This is a genomic window from Corynebacterium sp. AOP12-C2-36 (assembly GCF_052379185.1).
In the GTDB taxonomy this organism is placed as follows: domain Bacteria; phylum Actinomycetota; class Actinomycetes; order Mycobacteriales; family Mycobacteriaceae; genus Corynebacterium.
Genome location: NZ_JBQSYJ010000001.1, coordinates 82,154 through 108,258, shown reverse-complemented (window position 1 = coordinate 108,258; position 26,105 = coordinate 82,154). Strand labels below are relative to the sequence as shown.

Here is a 26,105-nt window from a genome sequence, read left to right as displayed (position 1 = left end):
CGACCTATTCTAGGAGGAGCCGGAGGGTTCGGCAGGTTTGGGGTCCATGCGTTGGGAAATGACCCGCGTGACGCCGTCGCCGCGCATGGTCACCCCGTAGAGCACGTTGGCCACGTCCATGGTGGGCTTCTGGTGGGTGATCACGATGAGCTGCGAGTCTTCGCGCAGTTCCTCGAACAGGGCGATGAGCCGACGCAGGTTCACGTCGTCCAGCGCGGCCTCGACCTCGTCCATGACGTAGAAGGGGCTGGGGCGGGCGCGGAAGATGGCGACGAGCAGCGCCAGGGCGGTCAGCGACTTCTCCCCGCCGGAGAGCAGCGAGAGGCGTTTGACCTTCTTGCCGGGCGGGCGGGCCTCGACCTCGATGCCGGTGGTGAGCATGTCGTCGGGGTCGGTGAGCACCAGGCGTCCGGCGCCGCCGGGGAACAGCGTGTCGAAGACGCGGGGGAACTCGTCCTCCACGTCGTTCCACGCCTCGGTGAACAGGGTGAGGATGGTGTCGTCGACGTCCTTGATCACCCCGTCGAGGTCGTCGCGGGCCTTCTCCACGTCATCGAGCTGGGTGGCCAGGAAGCGGTGGCGCTCCTCGAGGGCGGCGTACTCCTCCAGCGCCAGGGGGTTGACCTTGCCCAGCGAACGCAGGGACTTCTCGGCCTGCTTGAGTTCACGGGCGGCGAGATCACGGTCGAAGTCCTCGCCCGGGGCCTCGGCGAGCAGCTGGGCTGAGCTCATGCCGAGCTGGTCCATGGCCTGTTCCAGGGCCTGCTCGATGCGCAGCTGCGCCTGGCTGCGGGCGATCTCGGCGGTGTGGGAGGTGTTGGTCAGGTGGTTCAACCGCAGGGTCAAGGTGTTGACCTTGTCCTTGCGTTCATTCAGTGCGCCCTGCCACTGCCGGTGCGCCTCGTCGGTGCGCGCCCGGGTGCCTTCGGCACGGTCCAGGGCGTCGCGGATGCGCAGGTCCACGCGCCTGGCCTGCTCGGCGACGACGGCGGCGCGCTCACGTGCTGCCCGACGACTCGCGGCCGCACGTTCGAACTGCTCGCGTGCCGCGGTCTCCTGGCGGGCCTGGCGGCGCAGCCCCTCGGCCCGTCCACGGTGGTTGCCGGCGCGTTCCTCGGCGGTGCGCAGCGACAGCCGGGCCTCCATCTCCATGGCGCGCGCCTGGGTCAGCGCCTGGGACGCCGCATCGCGTTCTGCGGTGGACGGTTCGGCGTCACCGCCGGGGCTCTCTCCTTCCTCATCCAATCGCGCCAGACGCTCGGCGACCTCGTCGGCCTCGGTGGCCAGCGCGTCGCGGCGGGCTTCGGCCTCGTCGCGTTGGGCGACGACCTTGTCCAGCAGTCGGCGAGCCTGGCCCGCACTGCGCTCGGCGGCCTCGGCCCGCTGGCGGGCGGCGGTGAGCCGGGTACGGTGGTCGCGCACCGCGGCGGTCGCCCCGGCTGCGGCGGTGCGCAGCTCCTCGGCGGCCTGTTCGGCGCCGGTGAGTGTGGCCTGCAGGTCGGCGAGTTCCGCCTGACGTTCGGCGATCTCCCCGGACGCCCGGTCGATGCGGGTGGACAGCTCCACCGGGGTCGTCCCGCCGGAGCCGGCGGCGACCCAGCCGGCGCCGAGGAGCACACCGTCGGCGGTGACGGCGCGCAGGCGCGGGTCGGCGGCGACCACGCGGCGTCCTTCCTCGACACCGGGGACGGCGACGACGTCGACGAGCAGGGCGGTGACGGCCGGTACCACGGCGTCGTCGACCTCCAGGTGGTCGAGCAGCCAGCCGGCCCGGGAGTCTGAGGTGGCGATCGCCGTGGAGTCCAGGCGCCAGGAGCCGCCCGCCCCCTCACCGGCAGCTGCACCGTCACCGGCGAGCAGGACGGCGCGTCCTTCCGCCGCCTCCACCAGGGCGTCCACCAGCGAGTCCACGGAGCCGGCGTCGCCGCCGGCGAGCCCGGCGGGCAGCACCGCGGCGACCGCGCGCTCCCAACCGTCGTGCACGCTCAGCAGGTCGGCGAGTGGACGCAACGCGTCCAGCCCACGCTCGGCGGCCGCACGCACCGCCACCGCCGCACCGTCGGTGGGACGCAATTGATCGCGCCAGGCGTCCACCGACGCCTCCAGCGAGGCGACGGCGCGTTCCAGGTCGCGTTCGGAGCCGCGCAACTCCCCCACCCGCCGGTCGGCGCCGGTGGACTCCTCGGCCGCGCGTGCCGCGGCGTCCTCCAGTCCGGCACCCTGGTTCTCCAGCTCGGCCAGCGCGTCGGCGGCGTCGGCCGCCTCGGAACCCGAGGTTGCCTCCAGGGCCTCGCGCTGCTCGTCGACGGACTGCTGGAGCCTCTCGATCTCCTCGGCCGCGGCGGTGCGCCGCTGGTCCACGGCGTCCTGCTGGGCGAGCAGCCGGACGATCCCCTCCCGCCGGTCGGCGATCGCGCGGACCTGTGCGAGGTGCTCGCGCTCGGCCTCACGGGCGGCCTCGTCACGGGCGGCGACGTCCTCCCGGATGTTCTCCAGCCGCTCCGCGGCGAGCTCGACCTCCTCGTCGAGCACCGACTGCTCCTCCTCCGCCTGCTCGGCGCGGGCGATGAGCTCGTCGGGGTCCTGGCCGGTCCAGGTGGTGTCGGCACCGGAGTCGTCGGCCCGGTCGGCGGCGATGCGCAGGGTGGCCGAGTTCTTCTCGGCGACCGTGGACAGCCGAAACCACAGGGACTTCGCCGCCTCGGCCTCCTCCAGGGCGGTGCGCAGCTCCTCCTCGGTGACCGCCAGCGCGGTGGTGTGCTCCTCGAGCTCGGCGTTGAGCTCGGCGATGTCGGCGTCGAGGACCTTGGTCTGTGCGTCGGCGTCGTTGAGTTCCTCGGAGAGCCGACGGACCTTGTCGGCGGTGAGCAGCAGCCGGTTAGAACGGATCGTGGCCTGCACCTGCTCGGCGCGTTGGGCGGCCTCGGCCTGGCGTGCCAACGGCTTGAGCTGCTTGGCCAGCTCGTCGGTCAGGTCGTGCAGACGATCCAGGTTGCCTTGCATCGACACCAGCTTGCGCTGGGCCTTCTCCTTGCGACGGCGGTGCTTGAGGACGCCCGCGGCCTCCTCGATGTAGGCGCGGCGTTCCTCCGGACGCGACTCCAGGATCTGGGCGAGACGCCCCTGCCCGACGATGACGTGCATCTCGCGGCCGATGCCGGAGTCCGACAGCAGCTCCTGGATGTCCATCAGACGGGCCTTGGAACCGTTGATCTCGTACTCGCTGGCCCCGTCGCGGAACATGCGCCGGGTCACGGAGACCTCGGAGTAGTCGATGGGCAGCGCGCCGTCGGCGTTGTCGATGGTCAGGGTGACCTCCGCGCGGCCCAGGGCCTTACGGTCGCCGGCGCCGGCGAAGATGACGTCCTCCATCTTGCCGCCGCGCAGGGTCTTCGCGCCCTGTTCGCCCATCACCCAGGCGAGTGCGTCGACGACATTGGACTTACCGGATCCGTTCGGCCCGACGACCGCGCAGATTCCGGGTTCCAGTTTCAGGGTCGTCGCCGACGCGAAGGACTTGAAACCCTTCAGGGTCAACGACTTGAGGTGCATGGCGGAGAATTTTACCTCAGCGGGTCTCGAACCCGGTGTACTCGCCACGCGGGCCAGTCACCGAGTCCACCACGTGGTCCACCCGCCCCGGGGTGTCACCGGAGCGTAGCCAGTTCAGCAAGTCACCCGTGGCGGTCTCGGAGCCTTCGGCGATGACGAGGACGCGGCCGTCCGGGTAGTTGGACGCGAATCCGGTGAGCCCGAACTCCAGGGCCTTCGTCCTGGTCTTCCATCGGAAGCCCACCCCCTGGACGTGGCCGTGCACCCATGCGGTGAGACGGGTGGTGGGTGCTTCCGGGTGCTCGCTCATGCGTCCAATCCTGCCATGGTGGCTGTGGTGGCCGCTCTAGCCGCGCAGCGTGCGTGCCGGCTGGGCGTCGAAGGTGTCGTCCTTGTCGTCCCAGCACTCCACGTTCTTCAGCTCGGGAAGCATGCTGCGCTTGAAGACGGGGTCGAGCCCCTGCTTGCGCTGTTCGTTGTAGTTGCGCAGCAGCTTGAGCACCACCGGGCACAGCGGGACGATCGCGCAGAGGTTGACGAGCACCATGATCGCGGTGAAGGTGTCGGCCAGGGCCCAGATGAGCGGGAGCTGGACGATGGCGCCGAGGAAGACGCAGATGACCACGAAGGTACGGAAGGCCAGCATGACCATCGGGTTCTTCGTGAAGTACTCCACGTTGGACTGTGCGAGGTAGTAGTTGCCGATCACCGAGGAGAAGGCCAGGAAGAACAGGATGAAGGTCACCGCGTGGATGCCCCAGTCGCCGACCTGGGCGGCCACGGAGTCCTGGGTCAGCGGCGAGCCCTGGATCTCCTCACCGAAGGGCGGGTTGGACAGCAGGATGATGAAGGCGGTGACGGAGCAGACCACCAGGGTGTCGAAGTACACGCCGAGGGTCTGAACCAGGCCCTGCTTGACGGGGTGGGACACCGCGGCGGTGCCGGCGGCGTTGGGCACGGAGCCCTGGCCTGCCTCGTTGGAGAACAGGCCGCGGCGCATGCCGTTGACGAACGCCGCACCGACGGTGGCGCCGGCGATCTCCTTGAACCCGAAGGCGTGCTCGATGATCTGGGCGAAGACACCGGGGATCTCGGAGAGGTTCATCAGGACGACGATGAGGCCGAGCCCGATGTAGGCCACGGCCATGAACGGCACGACCACCTGGGTGAAGGAGGCGATGCGATGCACGCCACCGAAGACGATGAGGGCGGTGAGTGCGGCGACGACCAGCCCGACGATGATCTTCAGGCCGGTGCCGTCGTTGTCGGCGGAGCGTCCGACGGATTCCACGATGGCGTTGGTCTGCAGGGCGTTGTTGACGAAACCGAAGGTGACGGTGATGATGACGCCGAAGATCACGGCGAGGACGGGCTTGTTCAGGCCTCGGGTGATGTAGTAGGCCGGACCGCCGCGGTAGGCGTTGTTGGCGTAGTCGCGGGTCTTGTAGAGCTGGGCCAGGGTGGACTCCACGAAGGAGGTCGCACCACCTACGATGGCGATGACCCACATCCAGAACACCGCCCCGGGTCCACCGAGGGTGATCGCCACGGCGACGCCGGCGACGTTGCCGGTGCCCACGCGCGAGGCCGCGGAGATCGTGAAGGCCTTGAACGGCGAGATCCCCTTCTTGCCCGCCCCCTCCGGGTCCTTGCCGACCATCTCATCGTCCTCGTACGGCGCCTCGGCGACCGCCCCGAACATCTGGGGGAAGAGCCGCAGCTGGACGACCGCAGTCCTGACTCCGAAGTACAGGCCGACCGTGACGAGAATGAAGGCGAGAACCAGCCAGATGTTGTCGTTCATGGATGAGATGAAGTCCGTCATGTTCGGGACGTTACTGCGCATCCAGTGAAAGCGACGTACCAACACCCGCTTAGGTGTCGCAGATCACTTTTGTTTACCTCATTAGGCCACCCCCTGGTCATTGCCGGGCGTTATCGCTGCTCCGAGTCGGTAGGAGCCTCACCGCCTATTGCCCCGTCGGACGCCCCGTCGGCCGCTCCCGCGTCGCCGAGCAGTTCGGCGACCTCGTCGGCGACGTCCGACAGGCCGGGCTCGCCGTCCAGGCCGGCCTCGCCGATGACGTCCAGCAGGACGGCGGCGCCGTCCTCACCGAAGGCCGCGATGATCTGCTCCGCGAGGAAGCGGCTGCCCGGGGTCGACGGGTGCGCGGTCATGTTGAATCCGCGGGTGGTCCAGTCACGCAGCCCGGAGACGAACCGGTCGGCGTCGCGCGCGCAGGTGGAGTTGACGTCCACGGTCATGTCCCGGATGTCGACGAAGCTGACACCCGCCGTCTTCGCCGCGGCCTTCTGGTTGGCCTGCGTGGCCCGCTCGTACTCCGCGGTGCGCGGGGCGGGAGCGCCGGACGGCAGGTTCGGGATGATGTTGCGGTCGCAGTAGACCTCGTCGGTGCCCGTGGTCGACAGGCGGCCGAGCATGAGGATCTCCGCCGCCGGCGCCGCCTCCCTGACCTTCTCCACCGCCTCGACGAGATTGGCCTGGATCTGTTCGTCCGAGGTTCCCCGGCGCTTGTCGTTCATGCCGGCGGCGAGGACCACCGTGGAGGTGTCGTTGACATGCCCGGCCTGGATCGCGAGGTCGACACGGTGGAGCATCTCGGTGGTGGTGTGGGCGTTGCACGCCCAGTTCTGGACGGGGCGTCCGGTCTCCTTGGCGACCATCGCGGGCCAGGCGTCCGGGGCGACGAAGCACCCCGCCTGCCTCGGGTAGGCGAAGCCGAGCTGGGGGTACTTGTTGATCAACCAGTGCGAGTTGGCCGTGAAGGCGTCCCCGAAAGCGACGAGGTTGTTCTCTGTCTCCTCGGAGTACGGGTTCACCCGGGGGAACAGTGTGCCCAGCGTGGGGATGCCCGCGGATCCGGCAACGGTCGCGGACGACCCGAGCGATCCTGAAGACCCTGAGGCCGGCAGGTCGTCGGCCGCGGCAGTCGGGGCGGCGGCGAAAACAATGGTCAGCGCCAGAATCGGGGCCGTGATCGCGGCAAAGGACGTCGGGCGGCGGCGAGGAGGTCGCACGGCAGAGTTCTCCTGAAGGTATGAAATGTCAGTGGCGGAGAGTGGTGGATCATTGCAGCGCAAACAGCACGGCAAGCGCCCAATGAATCCCGGGTAACCGAAGTCGGCTAAGCACTCTATTACATGCAAGCAAGAATATTCATCCCTACGTCTCCCCTACCCCTTCTCACCGAGCGCTGGCGGCTGCCACCTGAGAGGCGAGGAAGCGGGATCCCGGAGTCGAGGGATGGGAGGTCATGTTGAATCCGCGGGTGGTGATGTCCCAATTCCCGGAGATGTAGCGGGCGGCGTCCTTCGCGCAGCTGGAATGGCTGTCGATCGTCTTGGAACGGATGTCGATGAACGGCACGCCGGCAGACGCCGCCGCTGCCTTCTGGTTGGCCTGCGTGGCTCGTTCGTTGGACGCGGTACGCGGTGCAGGCTGGCCGGTGGGCATGTTCGGGATGATGTTGACGTCGCAGTAGACCTGGCTGGAGCCCGTGGTGGCAAGGCGCCCGAGGATGAGCACCTCAACCTTCGGGGCGACGGCGCGGACCTTGTCCACCGCCGCGACGAGATTCGCCCGGACGACCGCGTCGTCGACGCCCTGATTCTTGTCGTTCATGCCGGCGGCGAAGACGACCGTGGAGGTGTCGTTCACGTGGCCGGCCCTGATCGCCTGGTCGACCCGGCCGAGCATGTTCGCGGTGGTGTGCGTGTTGCACGCCCAGTTCTGGACGGGACGGCCCGTCTGGTTCGCGACGAACCCGGGCCATGCGTCAGCAGCTACGAAGCAATCTGACTGCTTCGGGTAGGAACTGCCGAGCCCAGGGTGCTTGTTGACCAACCGGTGCGAGTTGGCGGTGAAGGAGTCGCCGAAGGCCACGACGTTGCCCACCGTCCTCGAGGAGTACGGGGCCGAGGTCGACGATGACCCGCTTGAGCCACTCGATCCACTGGAGCCCGACGAGCCCGAAGAACTCGAGGATCCAGAGGATCCAGAGGAATCCGCTGAGCCACCTCCGGACGACGGCAGATCAGCCGCAACTGCCACGGGGGAGGCGGCGAGGGCCGAGAAGGCCAGGGCAAGGGCCACGAGCGGCGCCAGGGCGGTAGGACGGCGGCGAGACAGTCGCACGGCAGAGTTCTCCTGAAGGAATGAAGTGTCAGAGGTGGAGAGATGAAGAGAGGTGGAGGTCCGAGGAGGAAGCGAACACCCTCCCCAGATTCCCGGCGCCGCGCGAAGTGACTCGTGGCCCACAGAGAACACTATTCTAAGAACACACATTTGGTTCAGAAATCAACTATTCTCAGGGGTCTTTTCCGCCGGCCCCCCCGCCAACGTCCAGCCACGACCAACCGCGGATAGCCCCCTGCCAGCGCGCCGGTCACCCGTGTGCCCACTACGCAGAGCTAACGGGCTGCCTCAGAATGGTGCGGAGCTTCTCCGGGGCCACGCGGCGGACGTCACTGAGGTAGATCTCGTGGTGCATTCGCTCAGGAACTGGCCCTCGTCGTCGAAGGATCCGACGTCGAGAGCCGCCCGCTGACCCCGAAGGCCGACTTCCAGCCAGACAGAGCGGCCGAGTCTGCCAGCCGAAGCAAGCCGGAAGGTACCCATTCAGCCGTCTGCGAAGAAAGTACCGCTGCGATGTAGCTTGCGCGCTCTAGTGGCCAGATGCACGCAGAAAACTGTGCGCCCTCGGATAGCTACCGGTAGGCTCAGGGAGTGGATGTGAAGGTTTCCAGATCCGAGGTCAACGCTTTCCGGTTGCATGCCCATCACCTAACGGACCGAGTCGAGCAGCACCGCCTGCTCGATGTCGTTGGCGCAAGTGGCATCCAGAACAGCCCTCCTGGCTCGGCATTGCTCTCGTTGCATGCTCTGGCGCAGGGTGTCTCACAGGAACTGGTCGACAAACGCGTAGGCGATGACAAGAACCTGTTGCAGAGCTGGTGCATGCGCGGGTCGCCGTTCTTCTTCCCTACACGCGACGCACCGGTGTTCACCACTGGAGTGCTGCCGCCGACTGAAGAGACGATGCGCCAGTTCATCCGAGGGGCAAGCCCATCGGTAGACGAGCTCGAGCTCAGCCTCACTGAAGTAGTCGAGCTGACTAGAGCCGAGATCGGCACAGTACTGACCGGTCGCCGCCTGGCGATCGACGAGCTTGGAGCCGCTATCGCGGAACGGGTCGCCGACACTCTGCCGACGAAGAAGCGCCGCTTGTGGAACCAAGAAGGCCCCCATGCCGCTGGCCAGCCCCTCGGCGAGGCCATCGTGCACTTCTGCATCCGGATCCTCACCCTACAAGGCGTAGTCTGCCTTGCTCCACGGGAGGACAACGCGGCCCCGTTCGTGTTGGTCGAGGAATGGTTGGGCACGCCAATCCCGGACGTCGACCCGGAAACGGCCCGGGCGGAGCTTCTGCGCCGCTATCTGCACTGCTACGGCCCATCGACCAAAGCGGACTTCGCCAAGTGGTTGGGGGTCCGAGCCGGTGACGCTGAACCTTGGTGGGGTCTCGTCGAAGACGAGTTGACTCCGATCAATTTTGGTCGCAAGACATGGATGCTGACCGATGATGTCGACGCTCTCCAGACATCCCCTCCAATGCAAGGGCTGCGCCTGCTCCCGCCTCGCGATCCGTACACGCAGTTGCGTGACCGCGAGACCATCGTCGACAAGAAGTTCCACAAGACAGTGTGGAAGCCTGTCGGTGATCCCGGCACGGTACTCTCGGATGGTGCGATAATCGGCACTTGGCGTCCCCGTAAGAATGGGAATAAATTCAGGCTTGTAGTTGCGCCGTTTGACCGCCTCACAGCACGCGTCAAAGAAGATATTGAGCACGAAGCTAAGAAAATTACCGCTCTGCGTGGTGCTACCGACCTGACCCTCGATTTCGAACCTTGATACACCTATGGGCAGTGGCCGGCGGGAGAACGTGCAGATAGGCAGCCTTGGATTTTCAGTTTCATTGAGTCAAGGTGTCTTGGGACTGCTGCACGTTTAGGTAACAGGTTGTACCCACGCCGCCAGTGCGACGGTCGTGTTCATGATGTTCTCGAATTCGATGGGCGTCAAACGGCCCAGGCGGGCCTGTCGGCGACGTCGGTGGTAAGTTCGATTGATCCAGGTCACCATCGCGATCCGCAATTGCTCACGCGTGGTCCAGGCGCGGCGGTCAAGGACGTTCTTCTGCAGCAGGGCGAAGAAGCTCTCCATGGCGGCATTATCTCCGCTCGATCCGACTCTGCCCATCGATCCGACCATCCGGTGACGGGCCAGTGTGCGAAGCATCTTCCGACTACGAAATTGTCTGCCCCTATCGCTGTGCACGATGCAGCCGGCGACGTCGCCACGCATCGCCACCACGTTATCCAGGGCTCGGACGGCCAGACGCGACTCCATCCGCGAGCCGATCGAGTACCCCACGATCCAACCAGAGAACATGTCCTTGATCGCGCAGAGGTAGAGCTTGCCCTCGGCGGTGTTGTGCTCCGTGATGTCCGTCAGCCACAACTCATTCGGCACGTCCGCGGCGAATACATGACGAGATCGGCCGTGAAGTCCCGCTTCACCAGATCGTCGAGCACGGGCGGGCCGGGGAAGTTTCCCGTTCTCCCCCGCTTCTTACCAAGCACTGACCACCCCTGGTTGTTCCGGCAGATCCGCCACGCGGTCCGCTCACAGATCCCTTCGCCGGTGGCGCGGGCTTCTTCGGCGAGGAATCTCGACCCGAACTCCGGGTCATCCCGGTGAGCGTCGACCAAGGCGTTGGCTCGATAAGCCGAGGCCAACTCCGCAGCGGTGACCTCATCACGGGCGCGCAACGGGCGCTGAACGTGGACGGGAGCGTGTGGTTCGGGAACGGGCGCTGGCTCGTGGTCGCCGTGGGACTTTTCGGGGCCTGCTACGGGCTTTTCACATTCGTCCGCTGGATCGTCGGCCTCGTGGAGACCTGGAAGAACAGTTAGTTCTGGGGGCGCTCGTTGAACTGGAGCTTGTGGCCATCGGGAGCGTCGACCGTTGCGTAGGTACCCCAGGGCTCGCGAGTAACGTCGGAGGTCGTCGCACCCCGAGCACGCATTTCTTCAACGGTGGCCGCAACATCGTCGGCGGCGAACGTCAGGAATGCGCCTTCACCGGGCTGTTTTCCGAACGACTCAGCCGAGGCGAGGACGAGGGACGTTTGGGCGTCGGAAGGTTTGACCTCCAACCAACGCGACCCTTCGCCCATATCTGCATCCATGACGACATCGAAACCGAGAACGTCCCGGTAGAACTCCAGAGCGGAGTCCTGATCGCTAACGTAGAGCACGGCCGAGGCTACTGAAGTGATCATGCATCCGATGCTATCGAGGGCCGCTGTGATGCACCACGGGTCGCCAGCCCTGCCCGATAACCGGACTCGGTCAACTCATGCCGAGTCCATGCCGCGCGAACTCGACGACACGCGCCCGCATGACTTCGTGCCTGTGCTCGTCAGTAGCGTCGGGCAGGAGGAAATGCGCGAGCTGCGGCATGGTGTGCGGCCAGCACGCCATACCGATCAGAGTCATGAGCGTCACCGCACGGGCGGCGGCAGGAAGGCAAGACCACAAGTCCGCTCTCGCCTATGATCGTCGCTGACACACCGGACAGAAGTGCGAGGACCGGTTCATCCACTGCTCGCGCACCATCGGCGTCCCGCACCGGTGGCACGGCTCCCCCGTCCGCCCGTAGGCGTTCAACGACCGCGAGAAGTACCCGGACGCCCCGTTGACGTTCACGTACAGGTCGTCGAAGGTCGTCCCGCCGGCCGCCAGGGCGCGCTCCATGACCTCACGGGCGCACTGCAGGACGCGCAGGACGTCCTGCTGCCGCATCGCGCTGGCGCGCTTACGCGGGTGCACGCCGGCGTCCCACAATGCCTCGTCGGCGTAGATGTTCCCGATTCCGGAGACCACCGTCTGGTCCAGCAGCACCCGCTTGATCTCCGAGCGTTTCCGACGGATCGCCCGGGCGGTGTCCACCTCGTCGAAGGACGCGTCGAGCGGGTCCACCGCGATGTGTGGGACGGGGTCACCGTCGGCGAGTTCCCAGCGTCCGAACGTGCGCTGGTCGACGAAGGTCAGCTCCAACGCTCCTCCGTCGACCGTCGCCAGGCGCGAGCGGATCCGCACGTGCGGGGAGACGACCTGCCCCGGTTCCCCGAGCAGCATCTGCCCGGACATGCCCAGGTGCACCAACAGGTTGCCACGACTCCCCAGCTCCAGCCAGAGGTACTTGCCGCGGCGGCAGACCTGCGACACGACCGCCGCGTCCAATCCGGCGACCAGGGCGGACGCTCCCCCGTCCTGTCCGCGCACCGCACGCGGGTGCAGCACCTCGGTGTGCAGGAACGTCGCGTCGAGGATGTGCTCGGCCAGGCCGGCGCGCACGACCTCGACCTCGGGAAGCTCAGGCATGATGGCGGCTCAGGTCAGCTCAGGGCCTTGTAGGCCTCGCGGGCGGCGTGGTGCTCGGCCTCCTTCTTCGTGTGGCCGATACCCCGCCCACGTACCTGGTCACCGATGGTGACGGTGGCGTTGAAGGTCTGGTCGTGGGCGGGGCCGGACGCCTCGGAGGCGTACACGGGGTCGCCGCCGATGCGCAGGTCGCTGAGCTTCTCCAGCAGCACGGTCTTCCAGTCCATGGTCAGACCGGTGGACGGCGCCGTGGTGATGCGCTCGGCGAAGATGCGCAGCACGGCCTCGCGGGCGGTGGCGAAACCGTGGACCAGGTAGATCGCCCCGAGCATCGCCTCCACTGAGTCGGCGAGGATGGAGTGCTTGTCGTTGCCGCCGGTGAGCATCTCACCGCGGCCCAGCAGGATGTTGTCGCCCATGCCGAGTTCGCGCGCCACGTCCGCCAGGGCGTACATGTTGACCACACCGGCACGCATCTTGGAGATGTCGGCCTCCGAGCGCTCCGGGAACTGCACGTAGAGCTGCTCGGCGACGCTGAGACCCAGCACCGCGTCGCCGAGGAACTCCAGGCGCTCGTTGTTGGGGAGGTTGCCGTTCTCGTTGGCGAAGGAGCGGTGCGACAACGCCAGACACAGCATGTCGTCCGGCAGGTCGACCCCCCACGCCTCCTTCAGCGGGCCGTGGTCGGTCTTCGTGAAGGCCGCCTCCAAGGCGGCCTCACCGGTGAGACGACGCTTGCGTGCCATCAGGCGTCCTCCCCCGGCTTCTCGTCATCGTCGTCACTCACGTCGCCGAACTTCTCGGCCAGCGCCGCCCAGCGCGGGTCCACGACCTCTTCCTCGCCGGACACGCCGTCCGGCTCCGGGGTGGCGTCCGAGCAGGTCAGCCCGTAGTCGGCGCAGACCGGGTTGAACGGGAGGTTCAGGCCGGCCTCGTCGAGGAGCAGCTGGGTGACGTCCGCCCGGTCCTTCTCGACCAGGTTCGGCTCGTCGCCTTCCTCGGCGTCCTCCCCGGAGATGAAGTCCGGGGTCATACCGAAGACGTCGCTGACGTGCAGGGAGATCTCGCGTTCGATGGGGCCGAGGCAGCGGGAGCACTGGCCGGTGGCGTGAGCGTACGCGGTGGCGTCGACCAGCAGGGACTCCCCCAGGTTCGTGATGCCGGCGACGACCTCGACCTGCGCGCCCTCGGCGATGCCGAGCATCTCCCCGCCCAGCCGGACGGTCGCCGTACCGGTGGTGGTCACATGGTGGGGCACGCCGACGGACTGGAGCGGCTCACGGACATCGAGGAGGAAAGGATCGTTACTCACACCATGTTTCTACCCTCGCGACGGGGGGTAGTGCGAATCAGTCACGGTAGCCGTCCCGGTACTCCTCGCGCGGAGCCTCCCGGTAGTCGTCGCGGTACTCGCCGCGCGGCTCCCGACGGGCCGGCTCACGTCCCGCCGCGTCCCCGTGGCGTGTGCCGGACACCCCGGCACCCTTGCGCAGCGCCGAGCGGTCGCGCGAGACGGTGCGCAGCGTCCCGGTGAGCGACTCCTCGAACTGGGCCAGGGTGGAGTCCACGTAGTGGTCGCACTCGCGGCGCAGACGGTCGGAGTCGGAGTGGGCGGACTCCACGATGCGGCGGGACTCGTCCTCGGCGACGCGCACGACCTCGGACTCTCCGACCAGGCGCTGCTGCTCGGCGATGCCCTCGTTGACCGAGCGGTCGTAGGACTCGTTGCCGGCGGTGACCAGACGCTCGGCCTCCGCCTCGGCGCGGGTGGTGGTCTGCTCGTACTCGGCACGGGCGTCGGAGACCAGGCGGTCGGCCTCGGACTCGGCGCGGGCCACGGTGGAGTGGGCGCGCTCCTCGGCGTCGGTGACCATGTCCTCGGCCTGGCGGCGTGCCTCCTCGAGGATCCGGTCGCGCTGCGCCTCGGCGTCGCGCACCAGGGTGTCCGCCTCGTCCTCGGCGTTGGCGATGATGCCGTCGCGGTGGTCGAGGACGTCCTGCGCGTCGTCCATCTCCACGGGGATGGCGGTGCGCACCTCGTCGAGAAGGTCCTGGACCTCGCGGCGCGGGACCATGCAGTTGGAGGTCATCGGAACGCCGTACGCCTGGTCAACCATGTTCTGGAGGTCATCGAGGCCCTGGAAAGTCTTGTACATGCGTTCCAGCATGCCAGAAATGGGGCGGACGGTACGGGTGTGACACGCAGACGCCACACCCCCTCGGGTGTCGGCCGGGTGTCAGGCGGGCGTGTCAGGCCCCGTAACGGGCGGTCACCGCGGCGGCGACGTTCTCCGGCAGCAGGCCATTGACGTCCCCGCCGTACTTGGCGACCTCCTTGCAGATCGTCGAGGACACGTAGCCGAACTGAGGGTTGGTCAGCAGGAAGAAGGTCTCCGCCCCGGACAGCCGCTGGTTCATCTGTGCCATCGGCAGCTCGTACTCGTAGTCCAGGGAACTGCGCAGCCCCTTGACCATCGCCGGGATCTTGTTGTCGGTGAGATAGTCCACCAGCAGCCGGTCCCAGGTGTCCACGGTGATCCGCGACGCCTCCGGGGAACCACTGGCGTCCAGTGCCTCACGGATCAACGTCACGCGCTCCTCGGCGGTGAACAGGCCGGACTTGTTCGGGTTGTAGGTCACCAGCACGGTCACCTCGTCGAAGTTGCGCGCGGCGCGCGTGAAGATGTCGAGGTGACCGTTGGTGACGGGGTCGAAGGACCCGGGGCAGCAGACTCGCATGCCGCCGATCCTACCGCTCCGTGTTCTCCCCTACCGGCTGTCCCCTGCTGCGCTTACTCCCCGTCGCCGCGCCAAATGGCCATGTCCATGCGCGCGATGCCGTAGGTGCGCTTCTTGAGCTTCTGGTTGGTCTTCTCGAAACCTTCCGGCCAGCTCACCTCCGCCGAGGCCACGTGCCGCTCGATCACGACGACGGCGTCGCGCATCAGCGTGGGCACCAGGGCTGCGACCATCTCGTCGACGGCCTCGTCGGAGAGGTCGTAGGGCGGGTCGGCGAGCACCATGGTGAAACGGTTGTGCGGCGCGGTGCCCAGGAAGCTGGACGCCTTGGCCTCCACCACGTGCACGTTCGGGTGTCCGACGGTCGCGGCGTTGGCACGGATCGTCTCGCAGGCCTGGTGGTTGTCGTCGACCAGGGTGACCTCGGCGGCGCCGCGCGAACCGGCCTCCAGGCCCAGGGCACCGGAACCGGCGAACAGGTCGAGCACGACCTCGCCCTCGAAGCCGAAGCGGACCTGCAGCGAGGAGAACAGTCCCTCACGCGCCCGGTCGGCGGTGGGACGGGTGACGTCGGCGGGAACCTTGATCTTCCGGCCGCGTGCGGTGCCGGAGATGATGCGTGTCACGGCGGATCAGGCCTCCCCGAGGACGAGGATCAGGTCCCCGCCGTCGACGCGCGCGTAGTCCTCCACGGCCCCACGGCGGACCACGCCGGGCCCCGGGGCGTCCACGGCACTCTCGAGCTTGGTGGCCTCGACCACGGCGAGTCGGTCTCCCGTGGCGACGGTCTGGCCGTCCTCGACGGCGAATCTGACGATCCCGGCAAAGGGGGCGTGAATGTCCATGGTCGCTGATTCTATCGTGCCGGGGTTCGCACCCGCCGCCCAACTCCACTGCCGTCCAACTCCAGCCGACTCCAGCCAACTCCAGCCGACTCCAGCCAGCTCCGGTCAGCTGCGCTCGATGTACTCCTGGTCGCCTTCGGTGAAGTCTGCCGCCAGGGTGCGCGCCAGGGGCTCGTCGTAGGCGACGAGGTCCTCGGCGTAGCGGCGTGCCTCGGCGACGGTCTCGCCGTCCTCGGCGAGGTCGAGCAGCCGGGCCCGCCGGTCCCGGGCACCGGACTGGTGCTCGCCCAGGACGTCGCCCTCGGTGCGGGTACGCAGGTCGAGTTCTGCCAGTGCGAAGCCGTCGGTGGTTGCGGCGACGGCCTCCAGCCGCCGGTAGGACGCCGCGGCGACCGGGGTGGTCTCCTCCGCCTCCGGGTTCACCGTGGTCGTCAGGAAGCACAGGGATTCGGCCGTGCCTCGCCCGACCCGGCCGCGCAGCTGGTGGAGCTGGCTGACGCCGAAGTTCTCGGCGTCCATGATCACCATCACCGTGGCGTCGGGGATGTCGACACCGACCTCGACGACGGTGGTGGATACCAGCACGTCGACCGCGCCGCTGGCCAGCTCGTCCATCACCTCGGCCTTGTCGGTCATGCGTCCGTGCAGCCGGCCGATGCGCAGACCCTGCAGCGGGCCGGCCTCCAACCGGTCGGCCACGTCGTCGACCCCGCCGAACCCCTCGATCTTCGGCACCACCACAAACACTCGGTGCCCGTCGGCGACCTGTTCACGGATCACGGCGAACAGCCGCTCGACCCAGGAGCGTTTCCACATCGGCACCACGTGCGTGTGCACCACGCCACGCCCTGCCGGGGAGGTGTCGAGGGTGCACATCGACAGGTCGCCGAACATGGTCATCGCCACGGTGCGTGGGATCGGTGTGGCGGTCATCACCAGCAGGTGCGGGGTGCGCTCCACCGGGGACTCCTCGCGCAGCTTGTCACGCTGGCGCACGCCGAAGCGGTGCTGCTCGTCGACGACGACCATGCCCAGGTCGTAGAACTCCACGGCGTCCTGGATCACCGCGTGGGTGCCGACCACGATGTCGGTGGTGCCGGAGATGACGTCGAGCAGGGTGTCACGGCGTTCCGACACCGGCTGCGACCCGGTCAGCAACGAGACGGTCACACCCGTGCCCGCCAACAGTCCCGTCAGGGTGCGGTAGTGCTGGGCGGCGAGGACCTCGGTGGGCGCCAGGAAGGCGCACTGGGCGCCGGAGTCCACGACGCGCAGCATCGACAGCAGGGCGACGATCGTCTTGCCCGAGCCCACGTCGCCCTGCAGCAGCATGCTCATCGGCGACTCGGTGCCCATGGCCTGCCCGATGGTGTCCAGGGCCGCCTGCTGGGCCTCGGTGAGTTCGTAGGGCAGAGCGCGCACCAGCGTGGAGTAGCGCGACTCGTCCTCGATCGCCACCGCGGCACGCCCGTGGCGGGCGGTGGTGTCGGCCCGACGCAACGCCATGACCAGCTGCAACGCCAGAGCCTCGTTGAACTTCAGCCGGGTGCGGGCGTCCTGCGCGGGTACCTCCGACCCCAGGCCGGACGTCTCCTCCGGGGGACGGTGGATGTCGTGCAGGGCGGTGGCGAAGTCCACCAGCGCCCGGCCCTGCACCGCCGGCCAGCGCGGTGCGCCTGTCGCGTCGGACGGCGCGGGCAGCATGTCGGCGGGCCGTCCCATCGCGTCGAGGACGTGGGCGGTCACCGCCATGACCTCGGCACCGGTGGTCCCGGTGCGCCGCGGATACGTGGGCAGCCACGGCACGGAGAGGATCTCCTGCGCCGCGCGCATGCCCCCGGCGACCTCGACGATGGTCTCCAGCGGGCCGAAGGCGCCGAACGCCGCCTCGTAGGCCTCCCCCTCCAGGGGGCGCCCGTCCGGGCCGGGCCCGGGGTGCAGGGTGATGTAGCTGGGGTTGCGCAGCTGCCACTCCTCGCGGAAGAGCTTGAGTTTGCCCGACAGCATGAGTTTGGCGCCCACGGTGATGAACGGCTGGTGGCTGCGCGCGGCACCGAACAGGGCCGAGGAGAAGTCCTCCCCGTTGACCCGGACACGGAAGGCGAGGATCTCCCGCGGGCCCTTGCGCCCACGGTTGTCCTGCAGCTGCGACCAGGTGACCTCGCCGAGGCAGGTCAGCAGTTCGCCCTCGACGAGGGCGTCCGTCCACACCTCCCCGGCGCTCGCGCCTGGCCCGTCTGTCCCATCTGTCATGGCCCCGGTGCCGCTGGTGTGCACGTAGCTGACCGGGAAGTTCATCAACGCCTGTCCCAGGGTCGACAGCCCGGGTTTGCCCGCGAGTTTGCGGGCGCGCTCGGGCGAGACCACCAGGCTCAAGGGCCGCGGATCATCCCACCCGAGCATTCACTCCACCCCCACCTGCACGCCGGTCCCCAACCCGCGGACGCGGTAGGAGTGCAGTTCCACACCCGGGTGCTCGGCGCGCAGGGACTCGATGGCGGACGCGACGGGGTCGGCGCCCCCTGCGCCGTCCTCCCCCGTCCCGACCTCGCCGTCCTCTCCTGCGAGGTCGTACAGGACGGTGACCAGTTCGCCACCGTCGGCAAGCAGCCCGGTGACCATCGTGGCCACCAGGTCGGCGACGTCGGACCCGTCAGCCCCGTCAGCCCCGTCGGTCTGACGCCAGCGTTGGGCGGACACGGCGTCCGCCATCTCCTCTGCGTTCTCGTCGAGGTCCGCGGTGGGACTGTAGACGGCCATGGCCGCCAGCCCTCCGACGAAGGACTCGGTGTCCACCACGGTGGCCTCCCAGTCCGAGGACGCCAGGCGGCCGAAAAGCTCGGCGGTGTCCTGCCCGTTGGTCAGCACGATGCAGCCGGTGCCACGTCGTTCGAACTCGGCGATCACCGTGGCGGTGTCGCCGGCCGTCGCACCCGCGGTGGCGAACATGCCGCGCAGTCCGCCCTCCGGGACCAGGGCCAGCACCGGTGCGCTCGGACGCTCCTCCTCGGCGGGTTCGACGAGGGGCAGGGCCTCCAGGGACAGGTCGGTGACCTCCCCGGTGGCGAAGGCGAGTTCGATCAGCGGGCCACCGGCGGTGGTGTGCACGTGGACCCGCCAGGTGCCGTCGGACTCGCCGGGCACGATGACCACACTGTTGCCCCGGGTGTTCAGCTCGCCGCGCAGGGTGTCGAGGTGCTCCTCGTCGGCGCGCAGGGTGAACATCACCTCGATCTCGGCCCTGGCGGCGCCCTCCGGCGTCCGCTGCGACGACTGCGCACCACTCTCGTCGGCCTCGTCGGCCGGCCGGGAGCCGTCCTGCGGGGACGCGGTGGTCCGGCCGGCGTCGGCCGGGGTGTCGGCGAAAGCATCGGTGAGCGCGTCGACGAGAGCGTCGAGGATGACCACCAGTCCCCTGCCACCGGCGTCGACGACCCCGGCAGACGCCAGGGCGGGCAGCTGCGCGGTGGTCTCGGTGAGGGCCTCGGCCGCGGCGTCGCGCGCGGCGCAGGCGATGTCCACCGCACTGACCTCCAAGGCGTCCTGCCCGGTGCCCTCACGCTCGGCGACGATCGCCGAGGACGCCTCCGCCGCGGCGTGCAGCACCGAGATGATCGTGCCCTCCACCGGGGCGGACACCGCCCGACGCACGAGCTTCTCCGCCCGGTGCAGCATCCCGGGGATCGCACCGGCCGACAGGGCGTCCTTGCCCGAGGCGGCGGCGGAGTCCGCCAACGCCCGCAGGAACTGGCTCAGCACCAGCCCGGAGTTGCCGCGGGCACCGGTGACCGCACCGGCGGCCAGCGAGGCCGCGACGTCCGCCACACTCGTCGCGGCGACGGCCTGCGACCCGGCCCGACCATGGTCCTGGTGCATGCGGTCGACGGCCGAACCCATCGTGGCGGTCATGTTCGACCCGGTGTCGGAGTCCGGGATGGGGAACACGTTGAGTTCGTTGATCTCGTCCTTGTGCTCCGCCAGGCCCGCGGCGGCCTGCTCCGCCCAGCTGGCGACGTGTGCCCCGGTCAGCATGCCTGCTCCTGACCGGACAGGTCCCAGTCCACCGGGTCCGCACCCTGCTCGGCGAGCAGGTCGTTCGCGCGGGTGAACGGGCGCGAGCCGAAGAACCCGCGGTAGGCCGCCAGCGGCGACGGGTGCGGCGACAGGATGCAGCGATCGCGCCCCACGACGTCGGCCATGTCCTGGGCCTGACGACCCCACAGCACCGCCACGAGCGGACGGGACGCCAGACTGCGCACCACCGCCGCGGTGATCTCCTCCCAGCCCTGGCCGCGGTGACTGTTCGCCGACCCCGCGCGCACGGTCAGCACCCGGTTGAGCAGCATCACCCCGGCGTTCGTCCACGGCGACAGGTCCGCCGTACGCGGCCGCGGCAGCCCCAGGTCCGACTCGTACTCGGTGAAGATGTTCACCAGCGACTTCGGCACCGGTGAGGTGTCCGCCGTCGAGGAGAACGACAGGCCCACCGCGTGCCCCGGGGTGGGGTACGGGTCCTGGCCGAGGATCAGCACCCGTGTGCCGGTCGCCGGACCCGCCAGCGCGCGGAAGATGTTCTGCGGCGCCGGCTGGACGTCCTCGCCCTCGGCGATACGCCCGGCGGTCCACTGCGCCATCGACTCCAGCGCGCCGGCCCGCAGGCCGGACACGGCGAGCTCGTTGCGCCACGACGGGTGCACCGTCGCCAGGATGCGACCCGCCAGCTCGTCCTGCGGCTCGCCTGTACCTGTGCCTGTACCTGTACCCGTGTCAGCCAAGGGAGTCCCAGCCTCCCGTGTAGATCGGCGGCTGGCCGTCGACCGTCACCCGCGGCAGGTCGGACCCGCCGGACACCTCGTGCACCACACCCAGCCTGCGGTAGCCCGCCGGCACGTCCTTCGCCGTGGTGCCCACCAACGTGTGGTCCTCCCCACCGGTGAGCACCCACTGCCACGGGTCCACGCCGAGAACCTCACCGGCGTAGTAGAGCTGCGCGTCCGGCGTCAACGACGCCCCGTCCAGGTCCAGCTGCACGCCGGAACGCTCCGCCAGGGTCGTCAGGTCGCGCAGCAGCCCGTCGGAGTTGTCCGTCATCGACGACACCCCCGCCGCCCTGGCCACCGAACCACGGCCCACGACCAGCTCCGGGGCGCAGTGACGGCGCACCAGGTCCTGCAGCACGGCGTTGTCCGGCACCGCCTCACGCGAACCGAAGTACCGCAGGATCGCCTCACCGGCCGCAGAATGCCCGATGACCCCGCTGGCGATCACCTCGTGGCCGGGCTCCGCCCCCGTGATCGTCATCGCCGGGTCCGGGCCGGCCAGCACACCGACCGCCGTGACCGAGACCACCAGCTGTGTGGAGGACACCACGTCGCCACCGACAAGTTCCACCGCCCAGGGTGCGGCGGTCTCCCCGATACCGCGGGCGATCTCCGAGACCATCTCCAGCTCCAGGTCCGGCGGGGTGGCCAGCGACATCAGCACCGCCGTCGGACGTCCGCCCATCGCCTGGATGTCGGCGAAGTTCTGCGTCACCGCCTTGGCACCAACCTCGAAGGGGGTGGACCAGTCGAAACGGAAGTGCACGCCCTGCACCAGCACGTCCGTGGTCGCCAGGTGCCGGGAGTTCGGCGGGGCCGGGTCCAGCACGGCGGCGTCGTCACCGTTGATCTCGCTGGGCGCCGCCTCACGGATGGCGGCGATCGTCGCCGCCTCACCGGCCTGCGTCACGGTGAGCTTGCCGGAGGTGTCTGCCGTCATCGGTCTCCTCGAATCATCACACACCGTGGGTGACACGACTGCCGGAACGGTTCACCGGCCCCGGCGGTCGGGTCCTGCACCCGCGGGGCCGTAGAATCATCCGCATGTCTTCACGGTCTAAGGTCACCGATCAGGGTAGCAGCACCTCCGGACACGGAATGCCACGACGCAGCGGTGTCGCCCTCGCCCTGCTGATCGCGGTGGTGTTCGTGGTCTTCGTCCTCGTCGGAGCGAAGATCCTCGTGGACCGCAGCGTCTACACCCTCGTCGCCATGGGCCCGGTCGACGCGCCGGACGCCGACAGCTCCGCCTGCGCCGACATCACCGGCGACCTGCCCGACCGCATCGGCGACTACCGCGACGTCGGGGTCGCCGACCCCGCCCCCGAGGGGTCCGCCGGCTACCGCGACAGCGGCGGCACCGAGCTCTCCCTGCGCTGCGGGGTCGGCGCCCCCGCCCAGTACACCGAACTCAGCTCCACCGAGGAGTCCGGCGGCGAACAGTGGCTGCCCATCGCCGACGCCACCCCGGGATCCGGGCTGACCACCTGGTACGCCGTGGGGCACTCCCCCGTGGTCGCCGTGACCACCGACGGCCGGCTCACCGCCGCCGACCTCTCCGGTGTCGGCGAGTCGATCAGCGCCCACGGCGACGACACCGACGCCCCCACCCCCGGCGACGTACCGCTGGCCGGGCTCGCCGAGCAGGACGACGCCGACGCCGCGTCCTGCACCGCCCTCGAGGACGCCCTGCCCGATTCCCTCGGCGAGTACCGTCGCATGGGATCCGGGGAACCGGAGGGCTCGCTGGTGTGGGTCGCCGAGGCCCGCGAACCGGTGGTGCTGCGCTGTGGCGTGGAGCTGCCCGACAGCTACGAGGCCGGCGCACAGCTGACGCAGATCGACGAGGTGCCGTGGTTCCAGGACACCGCGCTGGCCGAGGGGTCCACCGCCGGAGTCTGGTACGCGCTGGGCTACGCCGAGACCGTGGCGGTCTCGCTGCCGCTGGACGCGGGCAACAGTGTGCTCACCGCGGTGTCCGAGGCCATCGACGGGCATCTGGAGCGCACCGCCGAGCGCTAGGCCGGGCGCTCCTCTCGACCACATGTCATCTCAGTCATGCCCCAGGCCAGATCCCGGCGGTTTTCTGCCCTGGGGCATGACTCAGATGACAGTGCCCCCCTCTGCCCCCTCTGCCCCCCTGCGACCCGGCGACCCGGCGACGACGCTAGTGGCGTGCCGCCCCGCGCTACCCGGGCCTACCCCGCCAGGGCGTGAGCGATGAGGATGTCCAGCAGGTCGGTGTACTCCACCCCGCTGGCGGCGAACATCTTCGGGTACATGCTGATCGGGGTGAACCCCGGCATGGTGTTGGGCTCGTTGAGCACCGGACCGTCCGGCGTGACGAAGAAGTCCACGCGCGCCAGGCCCGAGCAGCCCAGGGCGCGGAAGGTCTCCACCGCCAGACGGCGCACCTCGGCGACCTGCTCGTCGGGCAGCGGCGCGGGGATCTCGTAGGTGATGATGTCGTCGAGGTACTTGGTGTCGAAACCGTAGAAGCCCTCCGGCCCGTCACCGGTGCCCATCAGCATCGACGGGTAGGACGCCTGGATCGTGCCGTCCGGGTACTGCAGCACACCGCACTCCACCTCCGGTCCCTGCAGCATGGACTCCACGAGCACCTTGTCGTCGGCGGCCAGCGCGGTCTCCAGGGCAGCCGGGAAGTCGGCCCAGTCGTCGACCTTCGAGATGCCGATCGACGAGCCGCCGCGTGCCGGCTTCACGAACACCGGCAGCCCCAGGGCGTCCTGCTCCTCGGGCGTGAGGACGCGCCGCTCGGTGACGATGACCTCGTCGCCGACGGGCACGCCGGCGTGGCGGGCGACGGCCTTGGTGTACTGCTTGTCCATGCACGCCGCGGAGGCGAACACGCCGTTGCCCACGTAGGGCACGTGGGCGAGCTCGAACAGGCCCTGGACGGTGCCGTCCTCGCCGTTGACCCCGTGCAGGACGGGGAAGACCACGTCCACCTCAGCGTAGAGGGAACCGTCGCCGAAGCGCAGCTGCCCGCCGCGGCGTCCTCCCCGGCCTCCCCTGCCGCCGAGGTCGAAGTTCACCGAACGGCCGCCGGTGACCTCCGGCAGTTCCCGGTCGTGGACGCTCAGGGCGTCCAGGTCAGTGGTTCCCTTGACCCACACGCCGTCGCGCGTGATGCCGACCGGCACGATGTCGTAACGGTCGGGGTCGAGGTGGGCCATCACCGCACCGGCGGAGATGCAGGACACGCTGTGTTCGGTGTTCTGACCTCCGTAGACAACGGCAACGGTGGTTTTCGCCTGGTTCGTGGGGGTATTCACGGGGACCAAGTGTAGCGCCCGGGGCGGCCCCGGCGGTCACTCGGCTTTCTTCGTGCGTCCCATCAGGTCGCGGATGGCGGTCGGCACGTCCCCGCCGTGGTGGCAGACCCGCACGACCTGGCGGGTGATCGGCATCTCCACCCCGTGTGCCTCGGCGAGCTCGGCGACGGACATGCTGGAGATCACGCCCTCGGCGACCTGTCCCTTCGTCGCACCGGAGGCCTGGTCCAGGGACTCGCCCATGCCGAGGCGCTCGCCGAAGGTGCGGTTGCGCGACAGCGGGGAGTTGCAGGTGGCCACCAGGTCGCCCATGCCCGCCAGGCCGGCCATGGAGCGTTCCTGGCCGCCGAGGGCCACGGTCAGGCGGGTGATCTCGGCGAGCCCGCGGGTGATCACGGTGGCGATGGTGTTGTGCCCCATGCCCATGCCGGCGGCCATGCCGCAGGCCAGGGCGATGACGTTCTTGCACGTGCCGCCGACCTCGCAGCCGATGACGTCGTCGTTGGTGTAGGGGCGGAAGTAGGCGGTGGCCAGGGCGGACTGCACCAGCCGGGCGCGGCGGTCGTCGGTGCAGGCCACCACGCTGGCGGCGGGTTGCTGGCGGGCGACCTCCACGGCCAGGTTCGGCCCCGAGAGAACCGCCACGCGTGAGGCGTCGACCTCGGCGACCTCGGCGATGACCTCGCTCATCCGTCGTCCGGTGGAGTGCTCGATGCCCTTGGCGAGGCTGACCAGCGTCGCGTCGGACGGGATGAGGTCCCGCCACTGCTCCAGGTTGGCGCGCAGCGACTGCGAAGGGACGCCGAGGAAGACGACGTCGGCGCCGTCCAGCGCCTCGGCGGCGTCGGTGGTCGCGCCGATCGAGGACGGCAGGACGGTGTCCGGCAGGTAGGTACCGTTGGTGTGGTCCCGGTTGATCTCCTCGGCGATCTCCGGGCGACGGGCCCACAGCGTGACCGCCGGACGTGCCGCCGAGCCGGTCGGTGCCGAGCGCGCACCTGCCTCGGTGTCCGCGCAGACCTTGGCCACCGTCGTCCCCCAGGAGCCGGAGCCCATCACCGCTACGCGAACCATATCTGCCGTGCTCCTCTGTGTCGTGGGTGGCGGTCGCCGTCATCGGGTGGTGTCGCCTTATGCCGGGGACTTCCCGACTACGTGCCCCACACCGGTCACCGCTAATGTGGGTGAGAGGAAGAGATTCCGCCGTATCTGCTCCCCAACATTGAACCATGACGCACCCGGTCCGTGGTGACGGCACGACCGGACCGGTGCGCTCGGGAAGGCGTCACCCTTGATCAGCCACACCGGCACCGGAGACCTGTCCACCTCGCTGGCTTCGAGAAACCTCGAGGACGACTCCCCCGCCGCCCCCGTCACCGGTCACGTCGCCCGGATCGGCAGCACCCCCGCCGACGAGTTCGAGCGCCCCGTCTTCGCCGCCGGTGCGGTGCTGTGGCGGCGCACGGTGCCCCAGGGCCCGGGTGCCCCGGAGACCGCCGGCAGCGCGGAGGGGCAGGACGCGATCGAGATCGCGGTGATCCACCGTCCCCACTACGACGACTGGTCGCTGCCGAAGGGCAAGGTCGACCCCGGCGAGAACCTGGTGGAGACCGCCACCCGTGAGATCGCCGAGGAGACCGGCTACTCCCCCACCCTGGGCTGGCTGCTGGGCCATGTGCACTACCCGCTGGGCAACAAGACGAAGGTGGTCTACTACTGGACCGCCGAGGTCACCGGCGGCGACTTCAAGGACAACAACGAGGTCGACGAGCTGCACTGGCTCTCCCCGGAGGACGCGAAGGCGAAGGTCAGTTACGACGCCGACCGCGACGTGATCGGTGCTGCGCTGGAGGTCCTGGCGTTGGGCTGCACCCGACGGGTGCTCTACGTGCGCCACGCCAAGGCGATGTCGCGGGACAACTGGAAGCAGGACGACAACCTGCGACCGCTGACGAAGAAGGGCTACCTGCAGGCCACCTCCCTGCCGGCGGTGCTGGAGGGTTACCGTCCGCGCACGGTGTCCTCGGCCACCCCCGAGCGCTGCCGCGCCACGGTGGAGCCCACGGCCGCCTGGTTGAACCTGGACATCGAGACGGACGTGAACCTCGGCGACGCCGCCCTGGCGCACTCCCCTCGTACCGTGATGGAGGCCCTGGTCAGGGCGAGTTCCGCGCCGGTGAGCGTGGTGTGCGCCCAGGGTGAGATCATCCCGGCGGTCGTCTCCGGGCTGGCGCAGGACGCCGGCTTCGAGGTCGAGGACCTGCGTGCCAAGAAGGCCAGCGTGTGGGTGCTGCACTTCGGGCAGGGCGACACGCTGCTGGGCGCGGACTACCTGGCGTCCCCGCTGCCGGTGCGCTGAGGCTGCACCGCTTCAGTCCTGC

General features: G+C 69.0%; 22 protein-coding genes and 2 pseudogenes. 3 read left to right on the top strand and 21 right to left on the bottom strand.

Annotation, left to right across the window (positions count from 1 at the left end; all coding sequences use genetic code 11):
- Positions 1-9: 9 nt before the first annotated feature.
- The 6 genes and pseudogenes from smc to ACT3UN_RS00470 all read right to left on the bottom strand — a co-directional run.
- A complete protein-coding gene (smc, locus tag ACT3UN_RS00495) occupies positions 10-3,552 on the bottom strand; it encodes a chromosome segregation protein SMC (RefSeq protein WP_301441841.1) in 3,543 nt (1,180 codons plus the stop codon).
- Positions 3,553-3,568: 16 nt separating this feature from the next.
- A complete protein-coding gene (locus ACT3UN_RS00490) occupies positions 3,569-3,862 on the bottom strand; it encodes an acylphosphatase (RefSeq protein ID WP_301441842.1) in 294 nt (97 codons plus the stop codon).
- 36 nt (positions 3,863-3,898) lie between these two features.
- Entirely contained in the window at positions 3,899-5,377 is a 1,479-nt protein-coding gene (locus ACT3UN_RS00485) for an alanine/glycine:cation symporter family protein (RefSeq protein WP_444655737.1), read from the bottom strand.
- Between the two features lie 110 nt (positions 5,378-5,487).
- On the bottom strand, positions 5,488-6,591 hold the full coding sequence (locus tag ACT3UN_RS00480; RefSeq protein WP_444655735.1) for an SGNH/GDSL hydrolase family protein: 1,104 nt from the start codon (positions 6,589-6,591) through the stop codon (positions 5,488-5,490).
- Between the two features lie 166 nt (positions 6,592-6,757).
- A complete protein-coding gene (locus ACT3UN_RS00475) occupies positions 6,758-7,468 on the bottom strand; it encodes an SGNH/GDSL hydrolase family protein (protein WP_444655733.1) in 711 nt (236 codons plus the stop codon).
- A 505-nt stretch (positions 7,469-7,973) separates the two neighbouring features.
- Positions 7,974-8,063: pseudogene (locus ACT3UN_RS00470) on the bottom strand (GyrI-like domain-containing protein); the annotation flags it as partial.
- A 236-nt stretch (positions 8,064-8,299) separates the two neighbouring features.
- On the opposite strand from ACT3UN_RS00470, the gene ACT3UN_RS00465 reads away from it, so the two are divergent.
- Complete coding sequence (locus ACT3UN_RS00465; protein ID WP_444655731.1) at positions 8,300-9,487, top strand: winged helix DNA-binding domain-containing protein; 1,188 nt, start codon at positions 8,300-8,302, stop codon at positions 9,485-9,487.
- 96 nt (positions 9,488-9,583) lie between these two features.
- Here the strand turns inward: ACT3UN_RS00465 and ACT3UN_RS00460 are convergent.
- The 13 genes and pseudogenes from ACT3UN_RS00460 to ACT3UN_RS00400 all read right to left on the bottom strand — a co-directional run.
- Positions 9,584-10,389 (bottom strand): annotated as a pseudogene (locus tag ACT3UN_RS00460) (IS3 family transposase); the annotation flags it as partial.
- Between the two features lie 158 nt (positions 10,390-10,547).
- Complete coding sequence (locus tag ACT3UN_RS00455; RefSeq protein WP_301441847.1) at positions 10,548-10,919, bottom strand: VOC family protein; 372 nt, start codon at positions 10,917-10,919, stop codon at positions 10,548-10,550.
- A 271-nt stretch (positions 10,920-11,190) separates the two neighbouring features.
- A complete protein-coding gene (mutM, locus tag ACT3UN_RS00450; protein WP_301441848.1) occupies positions 11,191-12,024 on the bottom strand; it encodes a bifunctional DNA-formamidopyrimidine glycosylase/DNA-(apurinic or apyrimidinic site) lyase in 834 nt (277 codons plus the stop codon).
- A 14-nt stretch (positions 12,025-12,038) separates the two neighbouring features.
- Positions 12,039-12,770: a ribonuclease III gene (gene rnc, locus ACT3UN_RS00445; protein ID WP_301441849.1), complete on the bottom strand. Its 732-nt coding sequence runs from the start codon at positions 12,768-12,770 to the stop codon at positions 12,039-12,041.
- On the bottom strand, positions 12,770-13,336 hold the full coding sequence (locus tag ACT3UN_RS00440) for a YceD family protein (RefSeq protein ID WP_444655730.1): 567 nt from the start codon (positions 13,334-13,336) through the stop codon (positions 12,770-12,772). The genes rnc and ACT3UN_RS00440 overlap by 1 nt, the downstream gene beginning before the upstream one ends.
- Before the next feature lie 37 nt (positions 13,337-13,373).
- Entirely contained in the window at positions 13,374-14,180 is an 807-nt protein-coding gene (locus ACT3UN_RS00435) for an ATP synthase F0 subunit B (protein ID WP_301441851.1), read from the bottom strand.
- Positions 14,181-14,274: 94 nt separating this feature from the next.
- The gene (gene coaD, locus ACT3UN_RS00430; protein ID WP_301441852.1) at positions 14,275-14,763 is read right to left on the bottom strand and encodes a pantetheine-phosphate adenylyltransferase; all 489 of its coding nucleotides are present in this window, start codon (positions 14,761-14,763) and stop codon (positions 14,275-14,277) included.
- 53 nt (positions 14,764-14,816) lie between these two features.
- Entirely contained in the window at positions 14,817-15,389 is a 573-nt protein-coding gene (locus ACT3UN_RS00425) for an RsmD family RNA methyltransferase (RefSeq protein WP_301441853.1), read from the bottom strand.
- 6 nt (positions 15,390-15,395) lie between these two features.
- Positions 15,396-15,608: a biotin/lipoyl-containing protein gene (locus tag ACT3UN_RS00420; protein ID WP_301441854.1), complete on the bottom strand. Its 213-nt coding sequence runs from the start codon at positions 15,606-15,608 to the stop codon at positions 15,396-15,398.
- 105 nt (positions 15,609-15,713) lie between these two features.
- A complete protein-coding gene (locus ACT3UN_RS00415; RefSeq protein WP_444655728.1) occupies positions 15,714-18,011 on the bottom strand; it encodes an ATP-dependent DNA helicase RecG in 2,298 nt (765 codons plus the stop codon).
- The gene (locus ACT3UN_RS00410) at positions 18,012-19,640 is read right to left on the bottom strand and encodes a DAK2 domain-containing protein (protein ID WP_444655726.1); all 1,629 of its coding nucleotides are present in this window, start codon (positions 19,638-19,640) and stop codon (positions 18,012-18,014) included.
- Positions 19,634-20,383 (bottom strand): uracil-DNA glycosylase, encoded by a 750-nt coding sequence (locus ACT3UN_RS00405; protein WP_444655724.1) that lies wholly within the window; start codon positions 20,381-20,383, stop codon positions 19,634-19,636. The genes ACT3UN_RS00410 and ACT3UN_RS00405 overlap by 7 nt, the downstream gene beginning before the upstream one ends.
- Positions 20,376-21,368: a thiamine-phosphate kinase gene (locus tag ACT3UN_RS00400; RefSeq protein ID WP_444655722.1), complete on the bottom strand. Its 993-nt coding sequence runs from the start codon at positions 21,366-21,368 to the stop codon at positions 20,376-20,378. Before ACT3UN_RS00400 ends, ACT3UN_RS00405 begins: the two co-directional genes overlap by 8 nt.
- A gap of 104 nt (positions 21,369-21,472) precedes the next feature.
- Between ACT3UN_RS00400 and ACT3UN_RS00395 the strand changes: the two genes are divergently transcribed.
- Positions 21,473-22,450, top strand: coding sequence for a DUF3515 domain-containing protein (locus tag ACT3UN_RS00395; RefSeq protein WP_301441859.1), 978 nt, complete (start codon positions 21,473-21,475; stop codon positions 22,448-22,450).
- 176 nt (positions 22,451-22,626) lie between these two features.
- Here ACT3UN_RS00395 and ACT3UN_RS00390 read toward each other — a convergent pair whose 3' ends face one another.
- Both ACT3UN_RS00390 and ACT3UN_RS00385 read right to left on the bottom strand, forming a co-directional pair.
- Positions 22,627-23,724, bottom strand: coding sequence for a D-alanine--D-alanine ligase family protein (locus tag ACT3UN_RS00390; RefSeq protein WP_441582071.1), 1,098 nt, complete (start codon positions 23,722-23,724; stop codon positions 22,627-22,629).
- Between the two features lie 36 nt (positions 23,725-23,760).
- On the bottom strand, positions 23,761-24,798 hold the full coding sequence (locus tag ACT3UN_RS00385) for an NAD(P)H-dependent glycerol-3-phosphate dehydrogenase (RefSeq protein WP_301444183.1): 1,038 nt from the start codon (positions 24,796-24,798) through the stop codon (positions 23,761-23,763).
- 217 nt (positions 24,799-25,015) lie between these two features.
- On the opposite strand from ACT3UN_RS00385, the gene ACT3UN_RS00380 reads away from it, so the two are divergent.
- Positions 25,016-26,083, top strand: coding sequence for an NUDIX hydrolase (locus ACT3UN_RS00380; RefSeq protein WP_441578848.1), 1,068 nt, complete (start codon positions 25,016-25,018; stop codon positions 26,081-26,083).
- Positions 26,084-26,105: the final 22 nt, after the last annotated feature.